The organism is Acinetobacter sp. P8-3-8 (genome assembly GCF_000214135.1).
Classification (GTDB): domain Bacteria; phylum Pseudomonadota; class Gammaproteobacteria; order Pseudomonadales; family Moraxellaceae; genus Acinetobacter.
This window is the reverse complement of record NZ_AFIE01000007.1, coordinates 54454-80941: the sequence shown is the minus strand read 5'-3', so window position 1 is coordinate 80941 and position 26488 is coordinate 54454. Positions and strand designations below refer to the sequence as shown.

Below are 26488 nucleotides of genomic sequence, written 5' to 3'. Positions count from 1 at the left end.
ATGAATTTATCACCATCTCAAATTAAAAGACTTGTTCATCAACGTGACAATAAGCCTAAACAGCCAAAGTATGGGAATCATAAAGTTGTCGTTGATGGTGAAAAAGTTGCTGATTCACAGCATGAATATCGCCGTTTAAATGATTTAAAGGTCTTACAACGTGCAGGTGAGATCAAGGATTTACAGACCCAGGTTCGATACAACCTGATACCGGCACAGAAAATTTGTGGTGAGAAAGTACGTGGCACAGATTACATAGCAGACTTTGTTTATTGGACTAAAGATGATCATTTCATCTGTGAAGATGCCAAAGGTCATAAAACTGCGGATTACATCATCAAACGTAAATTGATGAAGTTAATTCACAATATTGACGTAGTTGAAGTTTAAGAACGATTTAGGGGAGTATGACAATGAAGTCTAACGCTGAAACAATCCTTGAAGCTATTGAGGATTTACATAATCAAGAGCAGATCGTTACTAGAGAAACTTTGTCACAATTGACAGGCTTCAAATTATCTATCGTTGATGATCGTTTAAGCCATCTTGTCGATAGTGGCCAGATTATCCGTGTACAGCGTGGTGTATTCATTCCAGCCCCTAAACATCGTCCATCTCGTATTATGTCCAAGATGGTTTTACCTGATGGTACCGTTAAAATTGAAATTGGTGATGATCAGATTTTGACATTAACGCCACGTGAAGCACGTAACCTTGGCAATCTCATGGTTGCTGAAGCGATGCAATATGCAAATATTGAGATGGGTCATCATATGGCAATACTTCAGAGTGAAGTTTCAGGTCAAGTACGTAAATTATCGAAGCAAGTAGGGGATTTATTGGATATAGGCAAGCAAGGAGAGCTGTTGTAATTTATCAAAACGGCTTCACCCCCCTCTAAGGTTAGACCTCCCCCACATATATACATGATCATTAAACCAATATGAGGTTTGGTGATCATGGCTGAAAAAAAAGTAATTGATTGGGAAAAGATCGAACTCGATTATCGAGCAGGTATTAAGTCTCTACGTCAAATTGCAGGTGAGCATGATATTGCAGAATCAGGCATTAGACGTAGAGCAAAGCAATACGAATGGGTTCGTGATCTATCTGAAAAAATTAAAGCTAAAGCAGATGACATTGTGCGCAAGGAGAGTGTGCGCAACAGTGTGCGCACGAAAACGACCATTTCAGAAAAAGACAAAATTGATGCAAGTGCCAATGAAGTAGCGTCAGTCCGATTAGCACATCGTAAGGATATTCAACGTTCACGCAAGATTGCTATGAGTCTTTTTGATGAGCTCGAAATGATGGTCGGTCAAGAGAATGTCAAATTGCTGGAAATGCTGGGTGAGCTTATGTGGTCGCCTGATGATAAAGGCAACGACAAGGTGAATGACCTTTACATGAAGATTATCTCAATGCCTGGTCGTGTGAAGTCTATGAAAGATTTAAGCGACACACTCAAAACACTGATTGCTTTAGAACGTCAAGCATTTGGACTTGATGATGAAAACAATAAACCTGTCGATGCACTGACTGCATTACTTGAACGAGTAAGCACTGGAAATAGTTCTGCATTTAAACCAATTGCCGATGACCCTGAATATTAGTGCATGTACGTGAATGGAACGACTAATCACCCACACCAAAACAATTTCATTCACGTACACGCTTCAAAAATGCACCAATGTTGTGCAAAATGGAGTAAAAATTGATTTATAACACTAACTTACAGCCACTACCGACAAATGCCGAGGAGCTTGAACGCTGCTTGGCAGACCCTGTTTGGCGTATTTTTAGTGGCTGTTTATATAAGATCAAAATTAAAGGTGATGACTTCCGTGATGAGTACGGAGTTTTGCAAATAGCAGATACCTTTGAATTACCATTCAAGCCTAATGATGCTCAGATTAAATTTTTAGATCGACTCTGGTATCGTAATATTATCTTAAAAGCACGTCAGTTAGGTTTTACTACGCTGATTTGTGTTCTATGGCTTGATCATGCGCTTTTTAATGCTAACCAAAACTGCGGTATTATCGCTCAAGATTTACCAACCGTTTATAATATATTTAAAGATAAGATTAAATTTGCGTACGATAATTTACCACCTGAAATACGTGAACGTTTCCCACTTAAAACATGCAATAAATCAGAGATGGAGTTTGAGCACAATGGTTCAACCATCCGTGTAGCCACTTCATTTCGTTCAGGCACTATTCACCGATTACATATTTCTGAGTTTGGTAAAATTTGTGCTACTGATCCAGCCAAAGACGATGAAGTAATCACTGGTTCTATACCAACTGTGCCGACCAACGGTGTACTTGTTATTGAATCTACTGCTGAAGGTCGTAGTGGTTCATTCTATCCAATGGTGCAAACAGCACAGTCGAATTATGCTGCACGTAAAAAATTAGGTCTCAAGGATTATAGATTTCACTTCTATGCTTGGTGGCAAGAACCTAAATACAGAATTGATTCTTCAACCATTAGAATTTCACCTGAAGATCATGAATATTTTGATGAGATACAAGAAAAAGTTAAGCAATTTATGGGGCTGGATTGCTTCATTGATCCAGATCAACGTGCTTGGTATGTCATAACTCGTGACAATGATCTTAAAGGTGATCAGTCAAAGATGTGGCAAGAATATCCATCATTCCCAGATGAAGCTTTTCAGGTCGCTAAAGACGGCAATTATTATGCAAAGGATATGCTTGCGTTACGAAAGCGTGGTGGTATATGTCAGGTTGAAGTTCTTGATTTACCAGTAAATACATTTTGGGACATCGGAAATAGTGACGGTTGTTTTATTTGGTATCACCAAATGATTAACCAACAAGATCGTTTTATTAATTGTTATGAAGCACATGGTGAAAATCTTCAACATTATGTAGCTGAACTTACTAGGCATGGTTATGTATTTGGTACGCATTATTTACCTCATGATGCAGCACATCAACGCTTAGGTGATTTTAATAAATCCACATTAGAACAATTACAAGATTTGTTACCTGGTCACGAATTTGTGATTGTTCCTCGCATTACCCTGTTAAACACAGGCATTCAATTAACACGCAAATGTATGAAAAATTACTGGTTTGATGAAAAACGCTGCAAGTTAGGTATTGAAAGAATTGAAGGTTATCAGAAGAAATTTTCTCAAAGTGAGAAACGCTTTATTGATGCACCAAATAAAGCAAATGGCTGTAGTGAAGGTGCCGATGCATTAAGGCAACATGCTCAAGCTAAAGAAGCAGGTTTGCTTGGTGATTACGTCTATACGGCTAGTCTTACTGGTATGAATCAAGGTACAACACATCAAAATCCACATGGTTATGTCGAAGCACCTCCGACAGATTGGCGTTTATAAGGAAAAGCTATGTTTACTCAAGAAGATACAGCTACAAGTGAGCAGATTAGCGATGATGATACGCTCAGTCTGGAAGAATTAACGGAGATCATGCACGAAATTGAGGAACAACCTCATTGGCGTCACATCGCAGATAAAGAGATGGATTATGCAGATGGCAATCAATTAGATACAGATTTGCTTAACCGTATGCAACAGATCGGTATTCCACCTGCAGTAGAGGACAGAATCAGTCCAGCTTTATTGTCGATTATGGGTTATGAGCTACAGACTCGTACTGATTGGCGTGTAAAAGCTAATGGTGAGACTGGCGGTGATGATGTTGCCGATGCCTTGAACTACAAATTAAATCAAGCTGAACGTTTATCTAAAGCTGATAAAGCATGTAGTGATGCTTTTCGTCCTCAAATTTCATGTGGTTTAGGATGGGTTGAGGTAAAGCGTGAGCAAGACCCATTTAAATATCCTTATCGTTGTGTTGTAGTTCATCGTAATGAAATTCATTGGGATATGAAGTCTACAGAACCAGACTTATCTGATGCACGCTGGTTACGCCGTACACGCTGGGTTCATCCTAAACGATTGATGAGTGCTTTCCCTGAACACAAGGAGCTAATCCAAACAGTTGGTCGTTATGGCGGTTCATGGTGGCAGCAACCTGATGTGCTCGATGGTGGAGCAAGTACAGGCTTACAAAACGCTTGGCTTGATGCACGTTCATGGACGATAAGTGAAAACTACTGGTATAACCCGACATCTAAAGAGATAAACGTTACTGAGGTTTGGTACCGTCGTTGGGTGCATGTACCAGTTTTAAAGTTCAGTGATGGTCGTATCGTTGAGTATGATGCCAATAATATGGCTCATGACTTAGCAATTTATCAAGGTGTTGCACGTGTAGAGCAGGCTACCATATCAAAGTTGCGTCGTTCATATTGGCTTGGACCACACCTTTTACATGATAGTCCTTCGCCATATTCACATCATTATTTCCCCTATGTTCCGTTCTTTGGATTCAGAGAAGATAACACCGGCATACCGTATGGCTTTGTTCGTGGCATGAAGTACAGTCAGGACAGTATTAACTCTGGTATATCAAAGCTACGTTGGGGGATGAGTGTTACACGTGTTGAACGTACCAAAGGTGCAGTGGCTATGACAGACGAACAATTACGTCGTCAAGTTGCACGTCCTGATGCTGATATTGTATTGGATGCAGCACACATGGCTAGACCTGGTGCAAGATTCGATGTTAAACGTGACTATGAATTATCACAGCAACATTTCCAACTGATTAGTGATAATCGTGCTGCCATTGAACAAGTAAGCAATATTACTTCTGGGTTCCAAGGTAAAAAAGGTAATGCTACTTCGGGTAAACAAGAGCAGATTCAAGTTGAGCAATCCAATCAAACTTTAATGAAGATGATGGATAATTTCCGTGAGGGACGTACCCTCATGGGAGAAATGCTACTATCAATGATCGTTGAGGATATGGGCACTCAGCAGCAGACTATCATTATTGAAGGTGATGCGGTACGTGAGGATCGTACAGTTGTTATCAATAAACCTGAGGTTGATGAACATGGTTATCCTTATGTTAGTAATGATGTTCAACGTACACGCTTGAAAGTTGTACTTGATGATGTTCCAAGCACCAGCACATTCCGAGAGCAACAGCTTAATGCCTTGTCTGAGATTGTTAAATCCTTACCTCAAGAGGTTCAAGTTGCAGTATTGCCTTATGTGATGGCCTTGACTGACATTCCATTCAAGAAAGATATTATTGAATCTATTCGCCAAGCTACACAGGCACCGACACCAGAACAAGTTGAACAACAGATCAAAGAGGCTGTAGATAGAGCACTTGCCGATGCTGGTATTGATCTAAAACGTCGAGAGCTTGAACTTAAAGAGCGTAAAGCAGTCAGTGAAATTAAGGAAATAGACGCACGTTCAGTACAAATTGGTGTGCAAGCTGCATATTCAGCAATGCAAGGAGGTTCACAGGTAGCAATGATGCCGCAGATCGCACCTATTGCTGACGAGATTATGAAAGGTGCAGGTTATCAGCGTCCTAATCCGATGGGTGATGATCCTAACTTCCCAACCGCAGAACAGACAGCAGCACGTGATGTACGTTCACCATATTTAGAAGGTGAAGGGGCGCAGTTAGGCAGTGAAGGACTAGCAGAGGTACAACAGAATACAAGTCCAATGAACCCACCAGTACCACAGCAAGGTTCAACAGGAATGCAGGGAATTGAGACTCAACGAACCAGTGATAACATGCCCCCTGTAAGGCAAGAGTAATTTTTATTGTTCACAGATACTAAGGCAGTCAAATCGACTGTCTTTTTATTGAGGATTTATTCAATGCCAGCACCAATTTTAAAATACTTCAACTATGAGCATCTACCTGAACACTTACAGGTTGTAAGTAAGCCTATTGGTGATTTGGCTCGTCAAATGGATGCGCAGTTGCCAGATGGGCCAGAAAAATCCACTGGTTTACGAAAGTTGCTTGAAGCCAAAGATGCTTTTGTACGTCAAGCATTGGATAAACAGCAATAAAGTAGGATTTTATAAGCTAAGTTTGTTAAAATTTAACCGTTGGCTAGGCTGATCCCCGAAAGATGCGTTTACCTACCGCATTTGCCAACACCATAGTAGGTTTTGCAGAGGTGTAAAATGTATAAAACAGAAATTATAAGTAAGTTTGGTGGTATTAATAAGTTAAAAGATGCGATTAAAACAAAGTCACTTGATGATGTTTATTGTTGGGAGAATGGCAATTGGTACACGCAAAGATACTGGATTCATATTGCTAGTAAAAATCTCAAAGGTGAAACATTATTAGACTTAATGACGGGAATCCCATTGGATGCCACTCATTTTTCTGGTCCGCTTTTCCTTAAAAAGGATGAAAAAGGAAATGTTTATGAGTGGGTGCCAAAGCTAAAAAAATGGCTATATGTAGGATGGCATCCAAATGCAAGCATTAAACCACTCGATTGAGTGGTTTTTTATTTTTTGATTTGCCAATCCACAGCATGATTGCCATTGTCGCAATCATGGCTCACACATTCACCTTTGTGATTCACCTGAATTACACCACAACCGTCACAAATAACATTTGCTAGATAGTTAGGTTTACATTCATTGATAAACCCATTACTCATTCCATATTGCTTGGCGCATTGAACACAATATTCTGCCATTAATCCTACCCCCTGTAAGGCTAACGACATCATATATAAATCCTAGACACTTGTCTCATGTTGAGCAATCAACAGCTAAACGCTAGATAACTCTAGCCATTCGCCTTTGCGGTCACAGCGATAAGTGATAGGACAGACATGGATATTACAGAGCAACAAAATGAGTTGATTGAAGCTAACGGTGGTAAAGCATCACCTGAACTTGCAGCGCAGCTTTTAGAGCAAGCGTTAAATGGCGATACCGCAAATGCGGAAAATGGTAGTCAGCCAGCAACTACCCAAGTTACAGAAGAAAATACCCCAAAAGTTGAAGGTCAAGACGGTACGCAACAACCAGCTGATACACAACAAGCACAACAGCAACAACAGGTCGATGAAAGCCAGTTAAATGCTGAAAATGCTGTGATCTTAGCTAAAGACGGAAAACACACCATTCCCTATGACAAGTTAGTGGAAGCACGTAACGGTGAAAAGGAATGGAAGCAGAGGTTTGATGAAGCTCAACAACAGTTGGCACAACTTCAAGCTGATGCACAGGAACGTAAAGATAACGGACAAGCTCCAACTACACAGGACAACCAAGCTGATATCGCACAACAAGCGATTGATCAGGGTGTAGACCCTGCAATCTTTGGGGATTTTAGCGAAGAAGCTTTGGCTGCTGGTATTCAGAAACTTGTTAATTCACAGGTTTCAACTTTGGTGCAACAGCAATTACAAACTGCTTTAGCTCCAATTCAGCAACAACAGCAGGTCAGTGTAGAGCAAGCCCATTTTAACGAAATCTTTACAGCACACCCAGATGCAGAATCTATTGTTGAATCGAAAGAATTTAATGATTGGAAGAATGCACAACCAAGTTTTCTGAAAGATGCGTATGAAACAGTTTTGGATAAAGGTTCAGCTGCTCAGGTGGTAGAACTTCTAGGATTGTATAAGTCGAATACCCAATCAGGTCAACAAGCTGCTCAACCTGCCAATGATGCAGTAAAGGCAGTAGCGCAAAAAGCTGTGAGTCAGGCTCAAACACCACCACCGAACAGTCTGAGTGATTTGCCTGCTGGTAGTCCTGCTGGTGTTTCTCGTGATGAGCGTTTGGCAGCAATGTCGCCAGCGCAACTTGCAGAGGAAATGCAAGGATGGACACCCGACCAAGTGGAGCAATTTCTCAATAGACGTGTTTAAACATACGTGATGAGAGTATTTGAAACATGACTACTAAAACTAACGCAAGTTATGGCGATAAGACCAATTTAGTTACCCAAGCGGTAGGTCTGTTCGCTACACACATGAATCGTAACAGCACCTTAAACCTATTGGCTGGGAAAATGCCTAAGGGCGAAGCAGGTGCGGAAGCGACTCTCCGTAAACAAACCACATCCCATATGCCTATTGTTCGTGTTCAGGACTTAGGAAAAGGGCGTGGTGATGAAGTGACATTCCACTTACTAAATCCAGTCGGTGCATATCCAATTATGGGTAGTGCGTATGCTGAAGGTCGTGGTGTGGGGATGTCTTTGAATGAAGATCGCCTACGTGTGAACCAAGCTCGTTTCCCTGTTGATTTGGGTAACGTGATGTCACAGATTCGTAGCCCAGCTGATTTACGCAAACTTGGTCGTCCAGTCGCTCAGAACTTGATGGATCGCTATTGTGATCAGTCATTACTGGTGCATATGGCTGGTGCACGTGGTTCTCATAACAACATTGAATGGGTTATTCCTAAAGATAACCATAAAAACTTCAATGAAATCATGGTGAACCGTGTTAAAGCACCAACTAAAAACCGTCACTATGTTGTTGATGGTTCTGGTGTGCAGAGCGTTAAAAGCAATGCAGGTGAGTTTGATATTGCAACAACTGATCTATTTACAATGGATTCAGTTGATTCAATGAAAACTGTTCTGGATCAAATTGCTTTACCACCACCTATTTGTAAGTTTGAAGGTGATGTTGCTGCGGAAGATTCACCATTACGTGTATGGCTTGTATCGCCAGCACAGTACAACAAATTTGCTGCTCAACCAGGTTTCCGTTCTTTCCAATCATCTGCATTTGCACGAGCAAGTCAGGCAAAACAACATCCGCTTTTCTTAGGTGATGTAGGTTTATGGAACGGATTTATTATTCGAAAAATGCCACGTCCAATTCGTTTCTATGCAGGTGACACAATTAAATATTGTGCTTCGCATGATAGTGAAGCTGAATCAGATTTAATCGTGCCATCAAGCTTTGGTAGCAATTTCGCTGTTGACCGTTCAATTATTTTGGGTGGACAAGCAATTGCGGAAGCAATGGCTGCAAGTGATAAGTCTGGCGTACCTTTCTTCTGGTCTGAAAAAGACCTTGATCATGGTGATAAATGGGAATTATTGATCGGTGCCATTCGTGGTACATCAAAAATCCGTTTCGCTGTTGATACTGGTGAGCGTACAGAATTTACCGACTATGGTGTAACTGTTGTCGATACCGCTGTGCCAATCATTGGTGCTAATCAGTAATTGTTTTGGGTATGTCCAGTTATGGGCATACCTCATCTTATTCTAATCCTTGGAGATTTTTAAAATGGCGACAATTAAGAAGAAGCCTAGTGGTTATGGTCAGTTTGGTGGATTCTCACCATATGGCAATGTTACAGCGTTAGCATTTTTTCTTGCCACGAATGCTTCAGGTGCCGTAATTGATTCAGACACAACTGTTGCAGTAGCAAGTGGTGATGTTATCGATTTAGGTGAACTACCAGAAGGTATGCGCCTTGATGATGCTCAAATCCTGATTAAAACAGGTATGACAGCCACCGTTACAGGTTCACTTGGCTTTAAATATGTTGATGGTGATAGTACAGAAGTACCACAAGATGCAGCATATTTTATCAATGCTGGTGATCTTGCAACGGCAGGTCGATTACGTGCTAATACAGGTAAATTGGTAACCTTGCCTAAGGCTGCACGATTGATTTTAACCACTGGTGGCGCAGCGAATGCCAAGGCAAGCGACATCAAGGTTATTGTCAGTGGTGAATTGACAGGTCCTCGTTAATGTTTTGATGGTGTAGGTTTTAGACAGGCCTACACCATTCTTTTTATTTTTTAACTTATTACGGTGATAAGATGAAAACGATTGCAATAGCGATGATGTGTCATGTGATTAATGCTGCATATTGCCAATCAATGGGTGATGATAGTCAACCTGCTTGGGATGACACACCAGAATCACATAAACAAAGTTTGATTGCTGGCGTTGAAATGCATTTGGCAAATTCTGATGCAACACCTGAACAGTCTCATGAGTCTTGGTATAAGGTCAAAGAAGCTGAGGGCTGGAAGTATGGTGAAGTAAAAGATATGGAGAAAAAAGAACATCCATGTTTTTTACCTTATGAAGAATTACCAGATGAACAAAAGGCAAAGGATTATTTATTCCGTACAACAGTTCATTTGGTTAAGGACTTGCCTGATCCTGAAGATTACTTGGCATTGAGTGCGGAAGTTGTGAATCTACGCCAAAAGGTTGAGCATCAAAAGAATGTCGCAATTAATACAGCGACAATTACCCCAACCAATGTTGTTCAAAAATCTGCTGGTGTATCAATTCAGTATATTGGAAATAAATCTCTATATACCGACCACTTATACGAATCAGCTTTAACCTTTGAACAAGGTCAAGTGCGATCAATTCCAAGTGATTTGGCAACCAAGTTTTTAAAACATCCTGAGTTTACTCGTTATGAGGGTGAGCCTGAATCCATTTCTGGTGAATCTACTGAGCAAGGCTTAGATGATGATACGTCAAGTATTCTCAATCGCTCTAAAGAAAAACAGCAAGAAGAAATTGATAAAGAAAATAAAGTTCTTGATGAAATTGAAACGATTGGAAAAATGACAAAGGCTGGCTTGGTTCAATATGCTTTAGAAAAGTATGAGCAGAAACTTAGCCCACAAAAAAATCTTGATGAATTAAAAGAGTCAGTTACTCAAATGATTCATCAATATGGGGTTGTGTAATGCAGCTAAATGACCTGATCAGCCGTTTTCGTACACTGGCCAACGATAAAGTAGAACCATATTTTATTGATGATGCTAGTGTCATTGATTGGCTTAATGATGCCGTAAGTGAAGCGTGTATCCGTGGTCGTTTATTGCATGAATCTCAAAACAATGATGTTTGTAAGATTAATGTATTAATTGGTTCATCTCGTTATCAGTTACATGAATCGTTATACGAATTGACTCGAGTGTGGTTCCAGCCAAGCGATGGAACAAAAGGGCAATACTTGACTTTAATGTCAGCTGAATTACTCGATCATTACTATGATGGTGAGAATTGGCGAGTGAAACAGGGTAAACCTGAACACATTATTCAGGATGACACAGGTATTCGTCTTGTTCCAATTCCTGATGTAGGCGGTGAATTACAATTGGAAGGCTATCGTGTGCCATTGTCACCAATGGAAAGTGATACTGATATTCCAGAAATTAACCAAATTCACCATGTTCAATTGATTCAGTGGGTTCTACACCAAGCGTTTAAGGTACCAGATGCAGAATTCTTTGATCCAAATCGGTCAGCCCAGGCTTTGCAAAACTTCACGGAATACTTTGGGGAACGTCCTGACAGTGATTTGCGACGCATTACTCGTGAGGATATACCGCATAACGTTATTCCATTCATGCCATGACTTGCTTGTGACATAAGCACCCCTGTAAGGCTAAAGCTTTTCAGGGGTTTTTTACATAATGATCTTACTTATTTTATTTAATCATGCACAAAGATGGGCAAACGTACAATTGATTTAAAGACCGAAGATACGCTTTACATTGGCGGTGCCAAAGTTCAATTGATCAAAAAATCAGGACAATTGGCTCGAATTTGTGTTGAAGCAGATAATCGCATTGAAATTAAACATGAGCGCATGAGTGCTTCAGATTCAACTATGGAGACTCAAGCACATGGCAAACACACTCTATGACGAAGCTCGAAAGGGTTATCTCGAAGGTCAATTTAACTGGCTAACCGACACAGTAAAAGTACTCCTGGTTAGTACATCGGCATATACCGTCAATGCGTCCACTCACAAATTTTTGTCTGATATTTCAGGTTCCGCACGTATCGCAGGTCCAGTCACGCTAACAGGTAAAACCACAGCTGGTGGCGCAGCTGATGCCAACGATGCAACATTCACTGCTGTATCTGGTGGTGCGATTGGTGCGATTGTGATTTATGTAGATACAGGCAGTGAAGCAACCAGTCCATTGCTGGCTTTCCTAGATACTGCAACAGGCTTACCTATAACGCCAAATGGCGGTGACATTATTATCACATGGGATAACGGGACCAATAAGATCTACAAGGTGTAAGCACCATTAAACGTGCCTACATTCTTGTAGGCTTTTGGAGAATCTAAATGTCCGAAAACAAACCTGAGCCAATTGTTATCAATATGGAATCCATTACGCCAGAACCTATCGTTATGGGTGGTGTGAATCTAATACATGATTGGTTTACTTTGATTAATTCAGCACCCTTCCAAATGTTCTGTTGTGAAACACGCGCTCAAGGCGAACAGGGAACACACAACATTGAGGACTGGATTAAACAGATAATTGAGCCAGAAGTCCTATCCGATGAAAGCAAGCTGTTTAATGAATTTGAAGCCTGGCATACAGCAAAAGGATATTGGCCTAACGAAACGGTATATGGTGAATTGAAATGAGTGGTCAGGTAAAGTGGTTTAGTTCTGATAATTTGAATGCCCCTAAGTTGACAAATACATGGGGGAGTATGATCGATGTACTTGATGAATGTTTAATAAATGGTTTTGGTACTCAAGCACTAATATCGCTACAAATACAAGATGGTGTTGGGATTGCAACATTTGCTAATCCACACAAGATCAACCAATTTCAGTGGATTGAAATTTCAGGAGCCGACACACCTGAACTCAATGCTGAGTTTAAAGTACTTGGCATCACATCAAATACTTTGGAGTTTTTAATAGATTTACCGGATCAGACTGCGACAGGTTCAATCGCATGTAAATTAGCTTCAGTTGGATGGGTGAAAAAGTTTTCAGGTACACATAAAGCCGTTTATCAGGCGAAGGATTTGGTCGCAAATCCTTATTTTCTGCGTGTTGATAATAGTCTTGATCCAGTCTATACAACGACTTATGCGAAGTTTGCAAAAGTAGGTATTCTGGAATCTTGTACTGGTATTGATGATATTGGTGGAAATCAAGCCCCATTTGATCCAACGAACTCAACTAAAAATTGGCTTGGAACAGGTTCTGGTTCGTCTGCAATCAGTGGTTGGGCGAAGTGGTATCATGCTACAGCTATTAACTCAAATGTTGGTAGTACTTGGTCTGAAAATAGTGTGGCAGCAAATGGGGACCGAGACTGGGTGTTGGTGGCAACGAAAGACAGTTTTTTTATTCTACCTAGTGTGGCACCCAATACTTCAACTAATAGCAATCGTCACTGTTCTACAGCATACGGTTTTGGCGTGTTTGATGGTCAGGACATACCTTTTTTATCAGCGCAAATTCAATATGCAGCAGCAAGCACATCCAGATCATATTCAGGTACCAATACAACATTTTGCACTTCAGACTTTGATGGTTTAATTCTACTCAAGGATGTTTTTGGTGCATATCAGCCTGATACATTTACTCGTATTAATTTTACACTTGCAGGCGGTAATTTTACAGGATATTCAGACTCTTTCTCTAAGAAAACTGGTGAAAATATTTATCACTGCCCGTTTTTATGTGTAGATAAGAGTAATTACCTGATTGGAGAGCCACCGCTATTGCGCTGTGTTATGAATAGCACTGCATCAACTGAACCTGCATACACATTATTCACAGAAGATAATCGAGCATATTTAAAGCGTAGATTTTTTGGAAGCTCCTTGCGTTATGGATCAATTCTAATTGATTTAGGCGAGGTGTATTGATGCGTCTTAATATACAAGCCAAAAGAAATGCCATAGAGCGCACAGGTAAAACGCGTTTAATAAAGGGAGAGGTTAGACGAAACGGCTTGCCCATAGCGTGTGTAGTGCGTGCATACAATCGAGAAAGTGGAGAGCTTGTCAGCCAAATGCAGTCAAAGACAGATGGTTCGTATATTTTGTTTGGTAATAACTTTGGCTCAAGCTATGTGGTTGCGATAGATCCTGAGCTTGAATACAACCTTAGCCGTCATGATCGGGTTTAAAAGTCGTTATGCCATATTCTCCTGGATCTAAAAACAATTTGATATTAAGTTTTGAGGGCACATATACTCAGCCCTCAAAATACAATTTGATATTAGCTCTTGGGGATGATGCCAGTGGTGAAGATCAACTCATTGGTGGGATTGGTTTTGATTCTTTTACACCAGGTCAGACCATCATTCGTAATCGCAATGAGCGTATTGCACCAGTTGGTGTACTGTCTAATCAATACGGCCTACCCGATGTAAAGAACTATCACAAATTTGTCACACCACCAGGTCTGAACGCAACGGCTTATGGTCGTTTCACCATCATCACCAAAAACCGTTATGTGCGCCCTGGTGGGTATGCTGCAACTTTATATGGTAAGCCGTTAGTCGATAACCGTTTAAACTATATTCGATTATCTGGCATCAATAGTTTTGTGTCAGGTGAAGCGAAGGCCGCAAACCTACGTCGTTATGTTGCGCCACAGGGTTTGGGGCAGACAGCATTTGGCTCAATTAAAATTGAGAACAAACTACGTTTCTTGCGCACTACTGGTCGGGATAGTCTGGTATTTGGTAAGTTAAAGATCCAGAGCCTACGCTCATATATCCCTATAGCTGGCTTGGGGAGCTTTGCCGCAGGTCGTGCTCGTATCAGCTTTAACCTGCAAAAAGCAACCATGAAGCAGGAGAATGTATCAACCCTTTGGGGTGCTAAAACCTTTGTTGCTTTCGGCTTACGTTATGTAGAAGCCAATAGCAATTTTGATATGGCCAAATATGGTAAAGCCTGGATTGAATATAATCCTCGCTATATTGAGCCACGTGGCATCTTTGAACAGTTCCCTTCCAATCACCAGATCGGCATGTCACGATCTGTCGGTATGCTCGGTCATGATTCAGCGCGATTTGGTAGCCGGATTATTCCTGAAAATCGGACATTACTTCCGTCAGGATTCAGCACTATTTTCGGTGAAACCGAAATTTATAACTTTGTGCAGCATATCTATCTGAAAGGATTCCTGACTGCAGGTGAAACGTCCGATCACCGTTGGGGTCGGCAAGAGGTATTCAATAGTACACAGTACCTTGCGCCATTCCATTACGATCAGGACAAGACCACCGGTAAGTGGCAGTATGACGACTACACCACTAAGGAACCGCTACAGGTCCTTAACCGTAATCGAAGGGTACCGACTTTTGGTACCTTGATGCAGAAATTTGGATATGCAGATATTGTTAATGGTGCACGTACTATACATCCGGTAGGTTTAGCATCACCGATTGAAGTTGAAGCAACTAAAACCATGGTGGCCGATGGTATTCGTCCATTCAGAATACCAAGCATTGAGCCGCCACATTTCAGCAACAACCATATTGTCTGGCTCAGTGGGAAGCGGTATAGCATTTCTGGCAGCCTATTTGAGCTATTTGGTATACCGCATGTCGAGAACACACGTCGCATCTATCGCTTTATTAGCCTGGGTGAACAATCCCTGTTTGGTCAGTCTACGGTATCTCATGCAATTCGCAATGTGAGAATCCAGTCTGATTACTCTATTGCTGCACCGGTAATACCAATGCCGGAAGTAAAGCTCGGTGTGCGATATATTGAAGCCAGAGGAATTGACAGTGTTCGCTATGGGTCCGCATTCGTCGAAGAACGCTTTACCAAAATTGCACCAAGATGGATTGCGCAGAATCGTGTGGGTGAGCCGCAGATCCGCAATAAAACGCCACAGCTGAGAGCACGTGGTATTGCTATGGACGAATATGGACAGGCATATATCGGTCTGTATACCAGGCCATTATATGTTAATGGACTGAATGCTCAGATTTTTGGCCGTACTACGATTGCAGATCGAATGCAGCGTGTCGACTTTATGAGCTATGGTGTGGCAATCCCTGAATTTACCAAGACGCATAAAATTGAGGAAATCGGCGCAGGGAATTATCTACCAAAACGGATTTCTCCACCAGGTATGTGGACTGATAACTTCCCAAGGGAAGGTGGGGAGAAACGACATACAGTACGGCAAAATGTATTGTCACCTATTCACGAAAAACCAATGACGCTATATGGTACCGCAGTCGTGACGGCCAACACTATTCGCGTTGAACCAGGATATTATGACCGATTATATGGAAATCCACGTGTCGAACATAAGAATCGCCGCGTGTATGTAGAGGAATGGGAGGAAAACTTGGTGCCACCAAAACCACGTACTTCACCTCTGACTATTTGGGTCACTGATAAGCCACCCAAACAAGCTGTTAATAATCATCCACCACAAAAATTGCCGTTACATCACATTGACGGTTATGGGGTGCCAGGCAAGGATAAGCCAGGTATTGCTTTGGGTGTGCCAAGGATCAGTCATTATCATCAACGTGTATCTGCCGCACTGGGTAGTCAGTTAAAGATAGGGGAGCATCGCGTGTGGCTGCAAAGCAGCTTTATCCTTCCTAAAGGATTTAACAATATGCGTATGGGGCAATTGGGGCCGATTGGTACGCAGCATGTTTCCTTTATACGACCACCATTATTCACATTGTTTGGATCGGCAGAAATTGAACATATCGAGCCGCGCATTATGCCGCAGCCATTGGGATTTAGTTTATCCGTCATTGGTAGACCTGCGATTGATCACTTCCATCGTGAAATCAAGATGACTGGCTTACTTTCACAGGCTATTGGTACACGATTGAATGGCGATACACCGTATATGTGGAAAGGGTTACGTGTTGGTGCGCATGTGCCTTTCGTTCTAGGTGGCGGTGTGATGAGCCGTTACGGTACCGCATGGATCAGTGGCCGGGTGCGTGAGATACGCCCTGTAGGTTTGGACAGTGCATTGGTGGCTATTTATGATCGGGATAACTTTCAGGGTCGCTTACAAGTCTGGATGCGAAAATTTGAACCGGCCATCCCTAAACAGACAGTTCAGGTCAGTGGATTGAGTTCGCTTGCGATTGGCATACCAGATATTAAACCTGCCGTACATTACATCCGGCCAGATGGTAATAGTGACAACTTCCGTAAAGGAGGCGGTCTTTTTTAAATAGTTGTGAGCAAAGCACATGCACGAACCAAAACTCTATGGACTGTTTAGTTATGGTGAACCTTTAACGGATCAGGACCAAGCTTTCATTGACCACTGCGCCAAAAAGCTCACAAACTTTAAGTCCATATCCAACTTGGAAAGCCTGAAATATACCAGGATTCTACCGGATGGCGGCAGCGTCATCCTGACGGATAGTGGTGGTGTTTTTCGAGCCATAGCATTTAAACCAAGCTTAAGAACTTCATCTATATCTGATGATGGACTAACTCACCTTGAAGTCCCTTTTTTGTTTTCCGGCATCGTAATGAATGCTATTTCTCAAGATGGTTCCGGGATCGGTGTTCGATTCAGTAATGAAACACGGCGCAGAATGACCAATTATGAAAGTGTCGGGCCGGATTATCTGGATATGCAGCGATTCCGCTGTACCTATGCACCTGATTTTAAAATGTTCATTCCTGAAATATTGCGTAATCGACCAGGCCGGACGGAACACAGCCAGTATCAACAGCAACATGCAACCTGGTATAGCGGCAGTATGGCTCAGGTCGTACAAATTGTTGGGGCTTATGGTCGTCAGGATTTCGAAAAGCTACCACAAGAGGATCTATACGAGCAGCTGCGTTATACCTTGCCTTTTGAAGTGAGCGAAAAGATCCGGCCAGAAATCGAAAACTGCTGCTTGCCTGGATACACTGGCCGAGCACCGATCAATGGACAGTATCAATACAACTTTCAATTCAATGATACCGACCTGGTAGCATTTGATGAGAAGCGTGAGCCATGGTTAATCAAGATTAATAATGTCGGGATATGGGCAATGCCTTTGCCATTGGTACCAGCAACGACTACCACAGCCTTCCGCGAGTATATTGAAACCATTGGGGATAGTGAGATTGAGAAAATCCTGAATCGCTTTGGCGGTATGCCAAGCGGTGAGGGCTTTCCGTTGGGTGCAGAGTTTTATCGGTGGGTACGTTCCGGTGCGATTATCCGTTTAGGTGATACAGGTAAATTCTTTCAATATTCAGCTTATTCCTCCGCATGTGGCTGGAGTAGTAATCTGGATTGTACCGAAGCGATAAACACCTGTTTTGACTATTCAGATGATGGTTTCTGCTATGGCTATACTTTTATGATTCGCTTTCAGATGCTTTCGGCTGAGAATCGTGGCTGGGCCAAAAGTAAGCAGGTATCACAAGACTGGTCCACGGATGAACGCGACTTATTAAGTGAATATCTATCCAAGCTATTTAACGCATTAAAAGAAAGCACTGAACCTGGTCAACTTGCATCGATCCGTTACAAGCTCAGACGTGTCGATGAATCTGAAATTATAGACCGGGCGCGTAGTCGAAATGGTGCGGTTGATATTGAGTATTGGGATAACTTGCGCCTTGATCCAATCGCTCAGGGTAAAGCGGGTCTAGTCATTACCAATGAGGGTTACTTGCACGAAGGTTACTTGCACGAAGGGCAACGGATAAAACTACCTGAACCATTTGAAGGTGGCTGTGTTTCCATGAACTTTAAGCCTTTAGGTGATAAAGATACCTACCCATATATTGATACTATTATTTTTGCCTATTACATTGGTGACACCTTAAAGGTGATTAAGAACTATCGGGATGACCGCAAGTTTACAGAGAAAACAATTTCCAATTTTGAAGAAAGCATGATTGTCGGGAATTGGGAAGAAAAACGCCTGACAGGTGGTGTTTATAATGGCGGTGATTATTACTCAACTGATTTCGACAATCGCAAGGAAATACCGGGGTCAGTCTATACCACGACTATTGAAGGCAAGGATCAGGGATGGGGGAAACCTTTTGCTAACTTTGGTTTTTACGGATCTACCGAAGGTATATTGACACGTACACGCTATTACACCCATAAGCGCACAGAGGAAAGCACCGGCAATATTGGGATGCGTCAGGGCTTTATCATTCCCTATCTTAACCGCAATATAAGTTTTTACGGCCATCAGGAATGGCATGATCAAGGATCTTATCGGGAAACACTGCGCCAGCATGGAATAACCGATCCCAACTCCTATGGCTTCTGGACCTATGATTTTTCCTGGCATTGGGTCACGATTGAACGCACCATGCCGCGTAATGGTAGACCGTGGCCGGTAGATAGTTTTCCGGTATGGGCAGAGCGATATGACTATAGACCAACGGCTAATTCTGACTTTGCCGATTATGGTGACTGGATTGGCGCCTTACCTGCCGATATATCTCATATCGTGCACCCGCCAAATGGAATCAATATTATATCTTATGGTGGCGAACCTCCACCGGTAGAGGAATACACCATCAACAAGAATGGTGGTCGAGAAAACTTTTACAGCATGGGATGTTCAGTGATGGATCGTGCGGTGAAACTACATGATCAACCGCATACGGCTGATTTCTATTCGCTCTCACCCAATCCAAACGGAACGGTGGTTTATCAGGATGCTTGTAAGGTTGTCTTTGGTGATGTGGAATATGCCAATATCTCATTAAAGAATCTGGCCGGACAAAACTATCGCTTTGGCTATACCAGATTAAACGAAACTCATGTATCGAAAGCCTTTATTGGCGTGATCAATGAATAAGGATAATGTATGCCAGTCAAGAAGATACCAGCCTTTCTCGGAATTAATAATGTCAAGGAAGATGCTGCACTTGAGATAAGAGGGGATTCACCTGGCTTATTTGTCCGTGATGCGGTGAATATCAATTTTTCCGATTCAGGCCGGGCAGAATTGGCCCAGGGAATGCAGCTGCAAAGCAGCAAGGCTATCCGTGATTTATGGCAATCCCCTTTACACAAAGAATGCTTTGCCGCATTGGATGGTCAATGGGTCAAGGTTAATCTTGATACATGGGATACTGAGCCATTGATTGAATGTGGCCAGGGCCCCTTGTTTCATATCGTGCTGAATAATTTTGTCTGTATGGCCTGTGATAATGGCCTTTTTACCTATGATGGCCAGAATGCTAAACGCCTAACCATTGATACACCAGCCAAACCACAAGCCAATGTAAAATATAACTATAGCCTAGATCAAGGTGATTATAGTTTTGCGATTTCCTGGGTGGTAAATGGGCTTGAATCGGCTTTATCGGAAATTAAGAAGGTGCAGCTGCTGGATAAGAGCGGTGTGCAGCTGCAATTACCAATGTGCCTGGATAGTAATGTAACGCATGTACGAATCTATATGTCTGAACCGGGTGGTGGAGAATTGCGCCAGGCGTTTGAATTGCCGATTGATACGATGAGTGTTGATATTCAGGCTTTACCTGAATTGGGCCGGGCTGCCACTTTTCAACACCTATCTCCAATGAAAAGCGGTAATTTCCTACGTTTATGGTGTGGTCGGCTATGGGTAGTGCGTTCCAATGTGCTGTATTTTTCCGAAGCAATGACATATCACCTGACTGATGAGCGTTATAACTTTATTCAGTTTCCGCAGCGAATCCGTTTTATTGAACCGGTGGATGGTGGTATATGGGTGGGTCAAGCCGATCATGTGGTTTTCTTGCGTGGTCAGGATGTGCGCAACATGGCGATAGAGCAAAAGGCATCACGTGCGCCAATCTATGCAAGTAGTGCTGTGCTGCATAGTGATATGGTTAAGTCACTTTCTCAGGGCGGTACATGGTGTGCAGTGTGGCTGGCTGAGAATGGTTTTGTATTGGGTACATCAGAAGGACAGTTGGTTGAAATACAGTCTGATGCGATTTGTGGAATTACTGCAAATTCTTGTAGGCTTGTAGGGTTTGATAACCGATTAGTGGCAGTTGTAAATTAGGTTTTATTTACAATACAGGCCATAGCTATGGATGCAAAACTACAGCGCGCTTTAATGAAAGACGCACTCAATGAGAATTTTGACGAAACTAAAGAGGGTATTTTCTTCCCGAAGCATGGCTTTATGCTTTCAGGTGAATACATGGATCGGGTCAATGGTGGCGAAGCGACCTTTACAAAAAACCTGATTCCGAAAGAAGCATTAATCCATGTGTTAAACGTGGCCATTGGATCTAAAGCAAAGCCGGCAGGCTCATATCTGGCGTTGTTTAACGGTGCTACTGCGCCGGCAGACAACTGGACAGCTGCCAACTTTGCTGCAACAGCCGGTGAAATCGTTTCACTGACTGAGGGCTATACCAATGCAACACGCCCTCAATTCATTCCTTCAGATTCTACCGATCAAAAATATATCGATAACTTTGGCAATGTGGCCAGTGTGACTATTGCAACAACTTCACAGGTCAATGTCACTGGTGTGGCCTTGCTGACTAATAACCAGCGTGGCGGAACAACTGGTGTGCTGCTTTCAGCCACCAAGTACCCGGCAGCGCGTGTATTCCAGAACGGTGATGTGTTTGAAATCGGTTATCGCATTACTGCAACCTCTTAAAACTTAAAGCACTGGTGAGTTGTCATCAGTGCTTTTTATGGAGCACAGCATGGCGATATATCGTGACGATGCACTTGAAGGCATGGTCTTCTCAGATAGTACTTGGCTGCGGTTAAGGGTTATCGCAGAGGATCGAATTGTTTTTTCAGATTCTAATCTTTCCAGGATCAAGGCTCATTTTGAAGATTCCTTTAGTCTGGCTGATGAAATCACGCAGACCGGTGCCATCTCCACTGCTGTAGATGGGTTTAGCCTATTCGATCAGATCACCGGACAACGTATTGCACGTGGCCTGGTATCCGATCAAGTGAAGCTATTTGATGCAGCCTATCGTTTTACAGCTGAAAATATTGAAGATCAGTTCACCCTAGATGATTTCACCCTGTCTACAACACTGGCATTGAGTACCGATTCCATTCACTTTGTGGAGTCTATTTCTGGTCAGCGATATTCAAGAATCCTGAGCAATGACCAATTTAAACTGACAGATCTGGCAAATACCGTCGCATCTGAGCAGGTCGTTGATAGCATTCTTTTAAGTGACTTCACTCAAGACAAGCTGCGTTCACAAAGCTATTTAATCGATTCGATTAGCTTTGGTGATCAGGATTTATCTAGTGTGCAGCTATACAGTCATGCGATTGACACACTAAGACTTGGCGATAGCACACAATCCAAACTGACTGGTCGGACTGATAGCCATGATTACTTATCGCTATACGATGAAATCAAGGACAGTAAAATCTATGGGCAAGCATGGACAGCGAACACAGATACTTGGGCCATGAGTCGCTACATGCCGTTTTCCTTTGATGGCTTGACTGTCATTAACGACAAACTATATGGATGGAATGAAAAAGGTGTGTTCTTAATGGATAAGTCCGATCATTTAATTCATGGTTTGATCGAAACGGGCAAGCTGGATTTTGGTGATAGTCTGGTACACCCTACAGCAGCTTATCTTGAATATGAAATGAGTGGTCAGGACAAGCAGTTGAGTATTGCTGTTACTTCTACCCAAAGCGGAAAACCTACAACCTATACCTATATGCTGCCAAATGAGGAAGCCGATCACTTGACCAATGGTCGGGTACTGTTTGGCCGTGGCTTAAGGGGTCGTCATTTCTGCTTTGCTATTTCTATTGCTGCAACTTCTGCGCAGATTAATGCCCTATCCATGGACTTCACCAAAACGACTAGGAGAATATAATGAGTACCGATTCAAGAGTTGAGCCGGATGGGGTGATGGATGCAGCCATTACCACTGTAATGGACCAGATGGATAAGTTGGACAGTGTGGCCGGCCGCTATCGCAATGAACTTTCACAATCCCTGGCAGGGATCAAAGAAGTTACTGTCACTCAGGTAGATCCACCGACACGAATGCCCGCCCCAGAAACACCGGTACCGAATATAGACCTAACAGATGCTCCCCAATTTACAGCCATTGCACTCGAAAAACCTACATTGCCTGAGTTTCAAAGCATTGAAAATTTACTAAATGAATTAAATTTAGATGATTTGAATATGCCGGAAGCACCGGTCATGCCAACCATGGAATTGCCAAGTGCGCCAGGTATGGCTGTAATTCAGGTACCTGATCGTCCTCAGATAGACACAAATATTCAACTACCTGAACCGCCAACCTTAGAGGTCCCAGAAATGGATGATCTTAAGGAAATTGATATTCCAGTCTTTGAATTTCCTGAATTACCGGACTTTGATGGCGAGCCGCCAAATATCAGCGAAATTACGGTACCAGAAGTATTCATCGAATGGGATGAACCGGAATATAAGTCCGAGGTCCTGGATGAATTAACGGATTATATTAAGAAGGGAATTACAGAAGGCGGTACCGGTTTACTGGCTCCAATAGAAGAAGCCTTATTCAACCGGGCACGTTCACGTGAAAGCAAGGAAACTTCACGTGCAGTTCAGGAAGCCGTCAACGATTGGTCTACACGTAATTTTTCTATGCCGCCTGGCATGTTGGTCAAGCAGGTCGCAACAATCCGGGAGCAGGGACAGTTAAGAGCCAGTGAATTAAACCGCGATATTCTGATTGAAGCATCCAAAATGGAGATTGAGCAGCTACGCTTCCTTGTACAACAAGGCATGGCACTGGAACAGCTTACAGTTAATATTTTTAATAACGTCACTAATCGTCTGTTTGAAATTGCGCGGTTTAACGCTGAAAGCCAAATCAATGTATTCAATGCACAGATTACTTTCTTTAATGCACAGAATGAAGCATTCAGCGTCTTGTCTGGCGTGTATAAGACCAAGCTCGATAGCGCATTGGCCAAACTGAGCGCGTATAAAACTGCAGTCGATGCACAGGTGGCGATTGGTCAGGTTAATGAGCAGTACGTCCAGGTCTACAAGGCCAAGATGGATGCGGTATTGTCCAACGTAGAAGTGTATAAGGCATTGGTACAAGGCGCATCGGTACGTGCTGACGTGATCAAAAATCAGTTTGATTCCTATCGTGCCGATGTTCAAGCCTATAGTGAACAGATCAATGCTGAAAAGGTCAAGGTCGAAGCCTATGAAGCACAGATTCGGGGAGAATCAACCAAGGCTACTTTATTTGATACCCAAGCACGTGCTTATGCGTCCACGATTCAGGGTGTACAGGCAAAAGCTGATGTGAAAGGCAAACAGATCCAGTTAAAAATGGAAGCGGCTCGGGTCTGGATTGGTAAGTATCAAGCTGATCTGGAAGCATATAAGGCCGAACTGCAAACCAACCTTTCCGAAGTACAGCAAAATACCGCAGCCTTTTCTGCAGAAGTCGAAGCATGGCGAGCATCAGCTGGCATGGAAGTCAGTCAGGCTGAAATGCAATCACGTTATGCTGACATGAATACTCGGACCAATATTGCTTATGCTGAAATGCAGCTTAAGGAATATGAAGCCAAAATGCAGAAGGCGATCCAGGAAGCCAATATTGCACTGGAATCTGCTAAAGCTATGGGGCAATACACGGCACAACTGGCAGCCGGTGCCATGAGTGCAGCGCATGTATCAGCCAGTATTAGTGGTAGTGGTTCAGCGAGTACATCCAGCTCACGTAGTAAAAGCGAGAGTTTCAGCGAAAGCCACAACTATAATTATTAACCCTGTAAGGCTAACGCCTATAGCTTAGATTGATTAACCATACATGATATTTATATTGGAATAAGTGTCATGTACGGCTTAAAAAAACGTTCAAAGCAAGATGAAAATGGACTAATTCAAGGTGCAGGTACTGGCACTTCTGATGATATTAAAAAAAATGTTCCAGCAGGTAGCTATATTATGCCTGCTGATTCTACTCAGCAGATTGGTACCAATAATTTAAAAAATATGGGGAGTCCCACGCCAGTTAATCTCAGTAACGGTGAGTTCCAACTCTCGCCTGACCAAGTTCATTCGGTTGGTGTGCAAACACTTGATGCCATGAAGGATCAGACGCATATGCCTGTTAATCAACCTCAATTGGGTTTTAAGCCTGATCAAAATAAACCTGAGTTATTTTTTGCAAATGGTGGACTGGTACCAAGTGCCTACCCAAGTGCAGATGATATTCGTCGCGCACAACAAAATAGAATTGGTGGGCCACAAATGCGTGATGTCACACCTGTGAACCGTCAACTTCCAGCAACATCAAATACACCTCCAACAACCAGTACGACATCAGCAAGTCCAGTTAATCCAGCACCAACACAAGGAGGTGGTTTTGGAGCAGGCGTAAGAAATTTCGTTAATAACAGTAAACTTGTAAAAGGCACTGGATATTTAGGAGCGGCATCGGCCTTATTTGCAAACGCTGCCACACCAAGTGAAGATTATCGAGAGCGTTTTGGTTTGGGTGATCAGTCACTAGAAGATTTAGGTACGGCAAAAGGTTTTGCTAAAGATTTTGGTGTTCGTGCATTGGGTTATGCTTCAGACTTAGGTAATGCTTTAACTTTTGGACAAGCTGGACGCTTTTATGCTGATAAACAACGTATTGCAAGTGAAGCAAAAGCAGCTCAACCTGAATTTAATGCTAAACAGAATAATCCAAATGCTGTTGTAAACAGTCCATTTGGTAATAATAAAACACCACCTACTGCACAAACACAGCCTGAAGCCCAGACTTCATCAAATCCTGTACAGAACTCTGATCCTTATGCTATTCAACAAAAAGGAAACAGCTTTAGCTATGCTAATCCTGGTGCAGCAGCCCAAGCACGAGCAGATGGAGTTCGAGAAGGTGAAGGGCTAGGATTCAAAGTAAGACCAGTGAATGACCCTCGTGGGGTAGCAAATTTATTCGCCAATACTCAAGAAATGGGACCTACTGAACAACAGATTCAAAATGCAATCGCTCAACGTGAAATGAATTTAGGCTTGGGTATGCGAGGTTATGGTAATAATCCTGTACAAGCACCTCAACGTAATGAAGCACAGGAAGCAGAACGTCAAGCTGTAATTCGTGCAGCAAGCACACCGATTGCAGGGGCAAGAGGATTAACTGCTAATCAAGTCCGTACTTTGTCTGATTTACAGCAAGGTGAGGATAATCGTGCCAATCAACGTTATACCACCGATGCGAACAACGTTGCTGCTTTACAGCGTGAAGTCATGGGACAAGCTGGACAGAACTATCGTACGGAACTAGGTGAGCAAGGTACCAATAACCGCTTTAATGCAAATTTAGGTTTTGATGCACAAAAATTCCAAGCGACCAATGATTTAGCGAATCGAGAATTTAATCTTAATGCCACTGAAAAAGGTTTTGGCATTCGTAACTCAGCACGATTAGAGAAATTGTATGAACAATATGATTCTGCGAAATCGGATGAAGATCGTAAATCCATTCAAGAAAAAATTAATCGTTATGCAGGTAATAAAGCAGATACTGGTAAAGACCGTTATATGACTGTGGGTGGTGGTCAGGAGTGGAATGACAAATCAGGTACTATGGTAAACAGACCTCAACAATTATTTGATACTCAGACACAGCAGTTCGTTAATACACCAGCTGCATCATCGACTAATCTACCAAATGGTATGACACGTCAAGTAGGTACAAGCAATGGTAAGCCTGTTTATGAGGATGCTCAAGGTAATCGATTTATAGGCGATTGATTGGGATGGCCACTTTAGGGTGGCTATTTTTATGCCGACGCATATTACCGATGCAAGATATTCTTTGGTGAAAAGTCTATCCCCCT

At 42.4% G+C, this 26488-nt stretch carries 25 protein-coding genes; 24 read left to right on the top strand and 1 reads right to left on the bottom strand.

The window, feature by feature from the left end; all coding sequences use genetic code 11:
* The 7 genes from GGG_RS0105220 to GGG_RS0105190 all read left to right on the top strand — a co-directional run bounded on the left by GGG_RS0105220 (nucleotide 1) and on the right by GGG_RS0105190 (nucleotide 6397).
* On the top strand, nucleotides 1-390 hold the full coding sequence (locus GGG_RS0105220) for a DUF1064 domain-containing protein (RefSeq protein ID WP_010112826.1): 390 nt from the start codon (nucleotides 1-3) through the stop codon (nucleotides 388-390).
* A 23-nt stretch (nucleotides 391-413) separates the two neighbouring features.
* Nucleotides 414-872, top strand: a complete 459-nt coding sequence (locus GGG_RS0105215; protein ID WP_010112825.1) for a hypothetical protein — start codon at nucleotides 414-416, stop codon at nucleotides 870-872.
* Between the two features lie 87 nt (nucleotides 873-959).
* A complete protein-coding gene (locus tag GGG_RS0105210) occupies nucleotides 960-1613 on the top strand; it encodes a hypothetical protein (RefSeq protein WP_010112824.1) in 654 nt (217 codons plus the stop codon).
* A gap of 101 nt (nucleotides 1614-1714) precedes the next feature.
* Nucleotides 1715-3379 carry a hypothetical protein gene (locus tag GGG_RS0105205; protein ID WP_010112823.1) on the top strand — a complete coding sequence of 555 codons (1665 nt, stop codon included), beginning with the start codon at nucleotides 1715-1717 and terminating at the stop codon, nucleotides 3377-3379.
* Between the two features lie 9 nt (nucleotides 3380-3388).
* Nucleotides 3389-5692 carry a hypothetical protein gene (locus GGG_RS0105200; RefSeq protein ID WP_010112821.1) on the top strand — a complete coding sequence of 768 codons (2304 nt, stop codon included), beginning with the start codon at nucleotides 3389-3391 and terminating at the stop codon, nucleotides 5690-5692.
* A gap of 63 nt (nucleotides 5693-5755) precedes the next feature.
* Nucleotides 5756-5953, top strand: coding sequence for a hypothetical protein (locus GGG_RS0105195; protein ID WP_010112820.1), 198 nt, complete (start codon nucleotides 5756-5758; stop codon nucleotides 5951-5953).
* Nucleotides 5954-6070: 117 nt separating this feature from the next.
* On the top strand, nucleotides 6071-6397 hold the full coding sequence (locus GGG_RS0105190; protein WP_010112819.1) for a hypothetical protein: 327 nt from the start codon (nucleotides 6071-6073) through the stop codon (nucleotides 6395-6397).
* A gap of 8 nt (nucleotides 6398-6405) precedes the next feature.
* Here the strand turns inward: GGG_RS0105190 and GGG_RS0105185 are convergent, their stop codons facing one another.
* Nucleotides 6406-6633 carry a hypothetical protein gene (locus tag GGG_RS0105185; RefSeq protein ID WP_227500484.1) on the bottom strand — a complete coding sequence of 76 codons (228 nt, stop codon included), beginning with the start codon at nucleotides 6631-6633 and terminating at the stop codon, nucleotides 6406-6408.
* A gap of 105 nt (nucleotides 6634-6738) precedes the next feature.
* Here GGG_RS0105185 and GGG_RS0105180 point away from each other — a divergent pair, with 105 nt between their 5' ends.
* From GGG_RS0105180 to GGG_RS0105100, 17 genes are all read left to right on the top strand, one after another.
* Nucleotides 6739-7785: a hypothetical protein gene (locus GGG_RS0105180; protein WP_010112817.1), complete on the top strand. Its 1047-nt coding sequence runs from the start codon at nucleotides 6739-6741 to the stop codon at nucleotides 7783-7785.
* 26 nt (nucleotides 7786-7811) lie between these two features.
* Nucleotides 7812-9101, top strand: a complete 1290-nt coding sequence (locus GGG_RS0105175; RefSeq protein ID WP_010112816.1) for a DUF4043 family protein — start codon at nucleotides 7812-7814, stop codon at nucleotides 9099-9101.
* A gap of 64 nt (nucleotides 9102-9165) precedes the next feature.
* The gene (locus tag GGG_RS0105170; protein WP_010112813.1) at nucleotides 9166-9639 is read left to right on the top strand and encodes a hypothetical protein; all 474 of its coding nucleotides are present in this window, start codon (nucleotides 9166-9168) and stop codon (nucleotides 9637-9639) included.
* A gap of 71 nt (nucleotides 9640-9710) precedes the next feature.
* The gene (locus tag GGG_RS0105165) at nucleotides 9711-10604 is read left to right on the top strand and encodes a RyR domain-containing protein (protein ID WP_010112811.1); all 894 of its coding nucleotides are present in this window, start codon (nucleotides 9711-9713) and stop codon (nucleotides 10602-10604) included.
* A complete protein-coding gene (locus GGG_RS0105160) occupies nucleotides 10604-11278 on the top strand; it encodes a DUF6682 family protein (protein WP_010112809.1) in 675 nt (224 codons plus the stop codon). Before GGG_RS0105165 ends, GGG_RS0105160 begins: the two co-directional genes overlap by 1 nt.
* A gap of 93 nt (nucleotides 11279-11371) precedes the next feature.
* On the top strand, nucleotides 11372-11569 hold the full coding sequence (locus tag GGG_RS0105155; RefSeq protein ID WP_010112806.1) for a hypothetical protein: 198 nt from the start codon (nucleotides 11372-11374) through the stop codon (nucleotides 11567-11569).
* Nucleotides 11550-11957, top strand: a complete 408-nt coding sequence (locus tag GGG_RS0105150) for a hypothetical protein (RefSeq protein ID WP_004822044.1) — start codon at nucleotides 11550-11552, stop codon at nucleotides 11955-11957. The genes GGG_RS0105155 and GGG_RS0105150 overlap by 20 nt, the downstream gene beginning before the upstream one ends.
* A 47-nt stretch (nucleotides 11958-12004) precedes the next feature.
* Nucleotides 12005-12313: a hypothetical protein gene (locus GGG_RS0105145; RefSeq protein WP_010112804.1), complete on the top strand. Its 309-nt coding sequence runs from the start codon at nucleotides 12005-12007 to the stop codon at nucleotides 12311-12313.
* The gene (locus GGG_RS20420; RefSeq protein WP_010112803.1) at nucleotides 12310-13557 is read left to right on the top strand and encodes a hypothetical protein; all 1248 of its coding nucleotides are present in this window, start codon (nucleotides 12310-12312) and stop codon (nucleotides 13555-13557) included. The genes GGG_RS0105145 and GGG_RS20420 overlap by 4 nt, the downstream gene beginning before the upstream one ends.
* 104 nt (nucleotides 13558-13661) lie before the next feature.
* A complete protein-coding gene (locus GGG_RS21000) occupies nucleotides 13662-13820 on the top strand; it encodes a hypothetical protein (protein WP_157998075.1) in 159 nt (52 codons plus the stop codon).
* Nucleotides 13821-13828: 8 nt separating this feature from the next.
* On the top strand, nucleotides 13829-16867 hold the full coding sequence (locus GGG_RS0105130; RefSeq protein ID WP_010112800.1) for a hypothetical protein: 3039 nt from the start codon (nucleotides 13829-13831) through the stop codon (nucleotides 16865-16867).
* A gap of 19 nt (nucleotides 16868-16886) precedes the next feature.
* Nucleotides 16887-19472, top strand: a complete 2586-nt coding sequence (locus GGG_RS0105125; RefSeq protein WP_010112799.1) for a hypothetical protein — start codon at nucleotides 16887-16889, stop codon at nucleotides 19470-19472.
* Between the two features lie 9 nt (nucleotides 19473-19481).
* Nucleotides 19482-20672: a hypothetical protein gene (locus GGG_RS0105120; protein ID WP_010112798.1), complete on the top strand. Its 1191-nt coding sequence runs from the start codon at nucleotides 19482-19484 to the stop codon at nucleotides 20670-20672.
* A 27-nt stretch (nucleotides 20673-20699) separates the two neighbouring features.
* On the top strand, nucleotides 20700-21284 hold the full coding sequence (locus tag GGG_RS0105115) for a hypothetical protein (protein ID WP_010112797.1): 585 nt from the start codon (nucleotides 20700-20702) through the stop codon (nucleotides 21282-21284).
* A 49-nt stretch (nucleotides 21285-21333) separates the two neighbouring features.
* Nucleotides 21334-22494 carry a hypothetical protein gene (locus GGG_RS0105110; RefSeq protein ID WP_010112796.1) on the top strand — a complete coding sequence of 387 codons (1161 nt, stop codon included), beginning with the start codon at nucleotides 21334-21336 and terminating at the stop codon, nucleotides 22492-22494.
* Entirely contained in the window at nucleotides 22494-24404 is a 1911-nt protein-coding gene (locus tag GGG_RS0105105; protein ID WP_010112794.1) for a hypothetical protein, read from the top strand. The genes GGG_RS0105110 and GGG_RS0105105 overlap by 1 nt, the downstream gene beginning before the upstream one ends.
* A gap of 69 nt (nucleotides 24405-24473) precedes the next feature.
* Nucleotides 24474-26402, top strand: coding sequence for a hypothetical protein (locus GGG_RS0105100; RefSeq protein ID WP_010112793.1), 1929 nt, complete (start codon nucleotides 24474-24476; stop codon nucleotides 26400-26402).
* Nucleotides 26403-26488: the final 86 nt, after the last annotated feature.

Coding starts and splice junctions, on each gene's coding strand:
- GGG_RS0105105 (WP_010112794.1), top strand. CDS start 22,494: ATGAGTACCGATTCAAGAGTTGAGCCGGATGGGGTGATGGATGCAGCC.
- GGG_RS0105200 (WP_010112821.1), top strand. CDS start 3,389: ATGTTTACTCAAGAAGATACAGCTACAAGTGAGCAGATTAGCGATGAT.
- GGG_RS0105130 (WP_010112800.1), top strand. CDS start 13,829: ATGCCATATTCTCCTGGATCTAAAAACAATTTGATATTAAGTTTTGAG.
- GGG_RS0105125 (WP_010112799.1), top strand. CDS start 16,887: ATGCACGAACCAAAACTCTATGGACTGTTTAGTTATGGTGAACCTTTA.
- GGG_RS0105100 (WP_010112793.1), top strand. CDS start 24,474: ATGTACGGCTTAAAAAAACGTTCAAAGCAAGATGAAAATGGACTAATT.
- GGG_RS0105185 (WP_227500484.1), bottom strand. CDS start 6,633: ATGATGTCGTTAGCCTTACAGGGGGTAGGATTAATGGCAGAATATTGT.
- GGG_RS0105145 (WP_010112804.1), top strand. CDS start 12,005: ATGTCCGAAAACAAACCTGAGCCAATTGTTATCAATATGGAATCCATT.
- GGG_RS0105215 (WP_010112825.1), top strand. CDS start 414: ATGAAGTCTAACGCTGAAACAATCCTTGAAGCTATTGAGGATTTACAT.
- GGG_RS0105110 (WP_010112796.1), top strand. CDS start 21,334: ATGGCGATATATCGTGACGATGCACTTGAAGGCATGGTCTTCTCAGAT.
- GGG_RS0105160 (WP_010112809.1), top strand. CDS start 10,604: ATGCAGCTAAATGACCTGATCAGCCGTTTTCGTACACTGGCCAACGAT.
- GGG_RS0105175 (WP_010112816.1), top strand. CDS start 7,812: ATGACTACTAAAACTAACGCAAGTTATGGCGATAAGACCAATTTAGTT.
- GGG_RS0105190 (WP_010112819.1), top strand. CDS start 6,071: ATGTATAAAACAGAAATTATAAGTAAGTTTGGTGGTATTAATAAGTTA.
- GGG_RS0105195 (WP_010112820.1), top strand. CDS start 5,756: ATGCCAGCACCAATTTTAAAATACTTCAACTATGAGCATCTACCTGAA.
- GGG_RS0105210 (WP_010112824.1), top strand. CDS start 960: ATGGCTGAAAAAAAAGTAATTGATTGGGAAAAGATCGAACTCGATTAT.
- GGG_RS0105170 (WP_010112813.1), top strand. CDS start 9,166: ATGGCGACAATTAAGAAGAAGCCTAGTGGTTATGGTCAGTTTGGTGGA.
- GGG_RS0105180 (WP_010112817.1), top strand. CDS start 6,739: ATGGATATTACAGAGCAACAAAATGAGTTGATTGAAGCTAACGGTGGT.
- GGG_RS20420 (WP_010112803.1), top strand. CDS start 12,310: ATGAGTGGTCAGGTAAAGTGGTTTAGTTCTGATAATTTGAATGCCCCT.
- GGG_RS0105155 (WP_010112806.1), top strand. CDS start 11,372: ATGGGCAAACGTACAATTGATTTAAAGACCGAAGATACGCTTTACATT.
- GGG_RS0105120 (WP_010112798.1), top strand. CDS start 19,482: ATGCCAGTCAAGAAGATACCAGCCTTTCTCGGAATTAATAATGTCAAG.
- GGG_RS0105115 (WP_010112797.1), top strand. CDS start 20,700: ATGGATGCAAAACTACAGCGCGCTTTAATGAAAGACGCACTCAATGAG.
- GGG_RS0105220 (WP_010112826.1), top strand. CDS start 1: ATGAATTTATCACCATCTCAAATTAAAAGACTTGTTCATCAACGTGAC.
- GGG_RS0105165 (WP_010112811.1), top strand. CDS start 9,711: ATGAAAACGATTGCAATAGCGATGATGTGTCATGTGATTAATGCTGCA.
- GGG_RS0105150 (WP_004822044.1), top strand. CDS start 11,550: ATGGCAAACACACTCTATGACGAAGCTCGAAAGGGTTATCTCGAAGGT.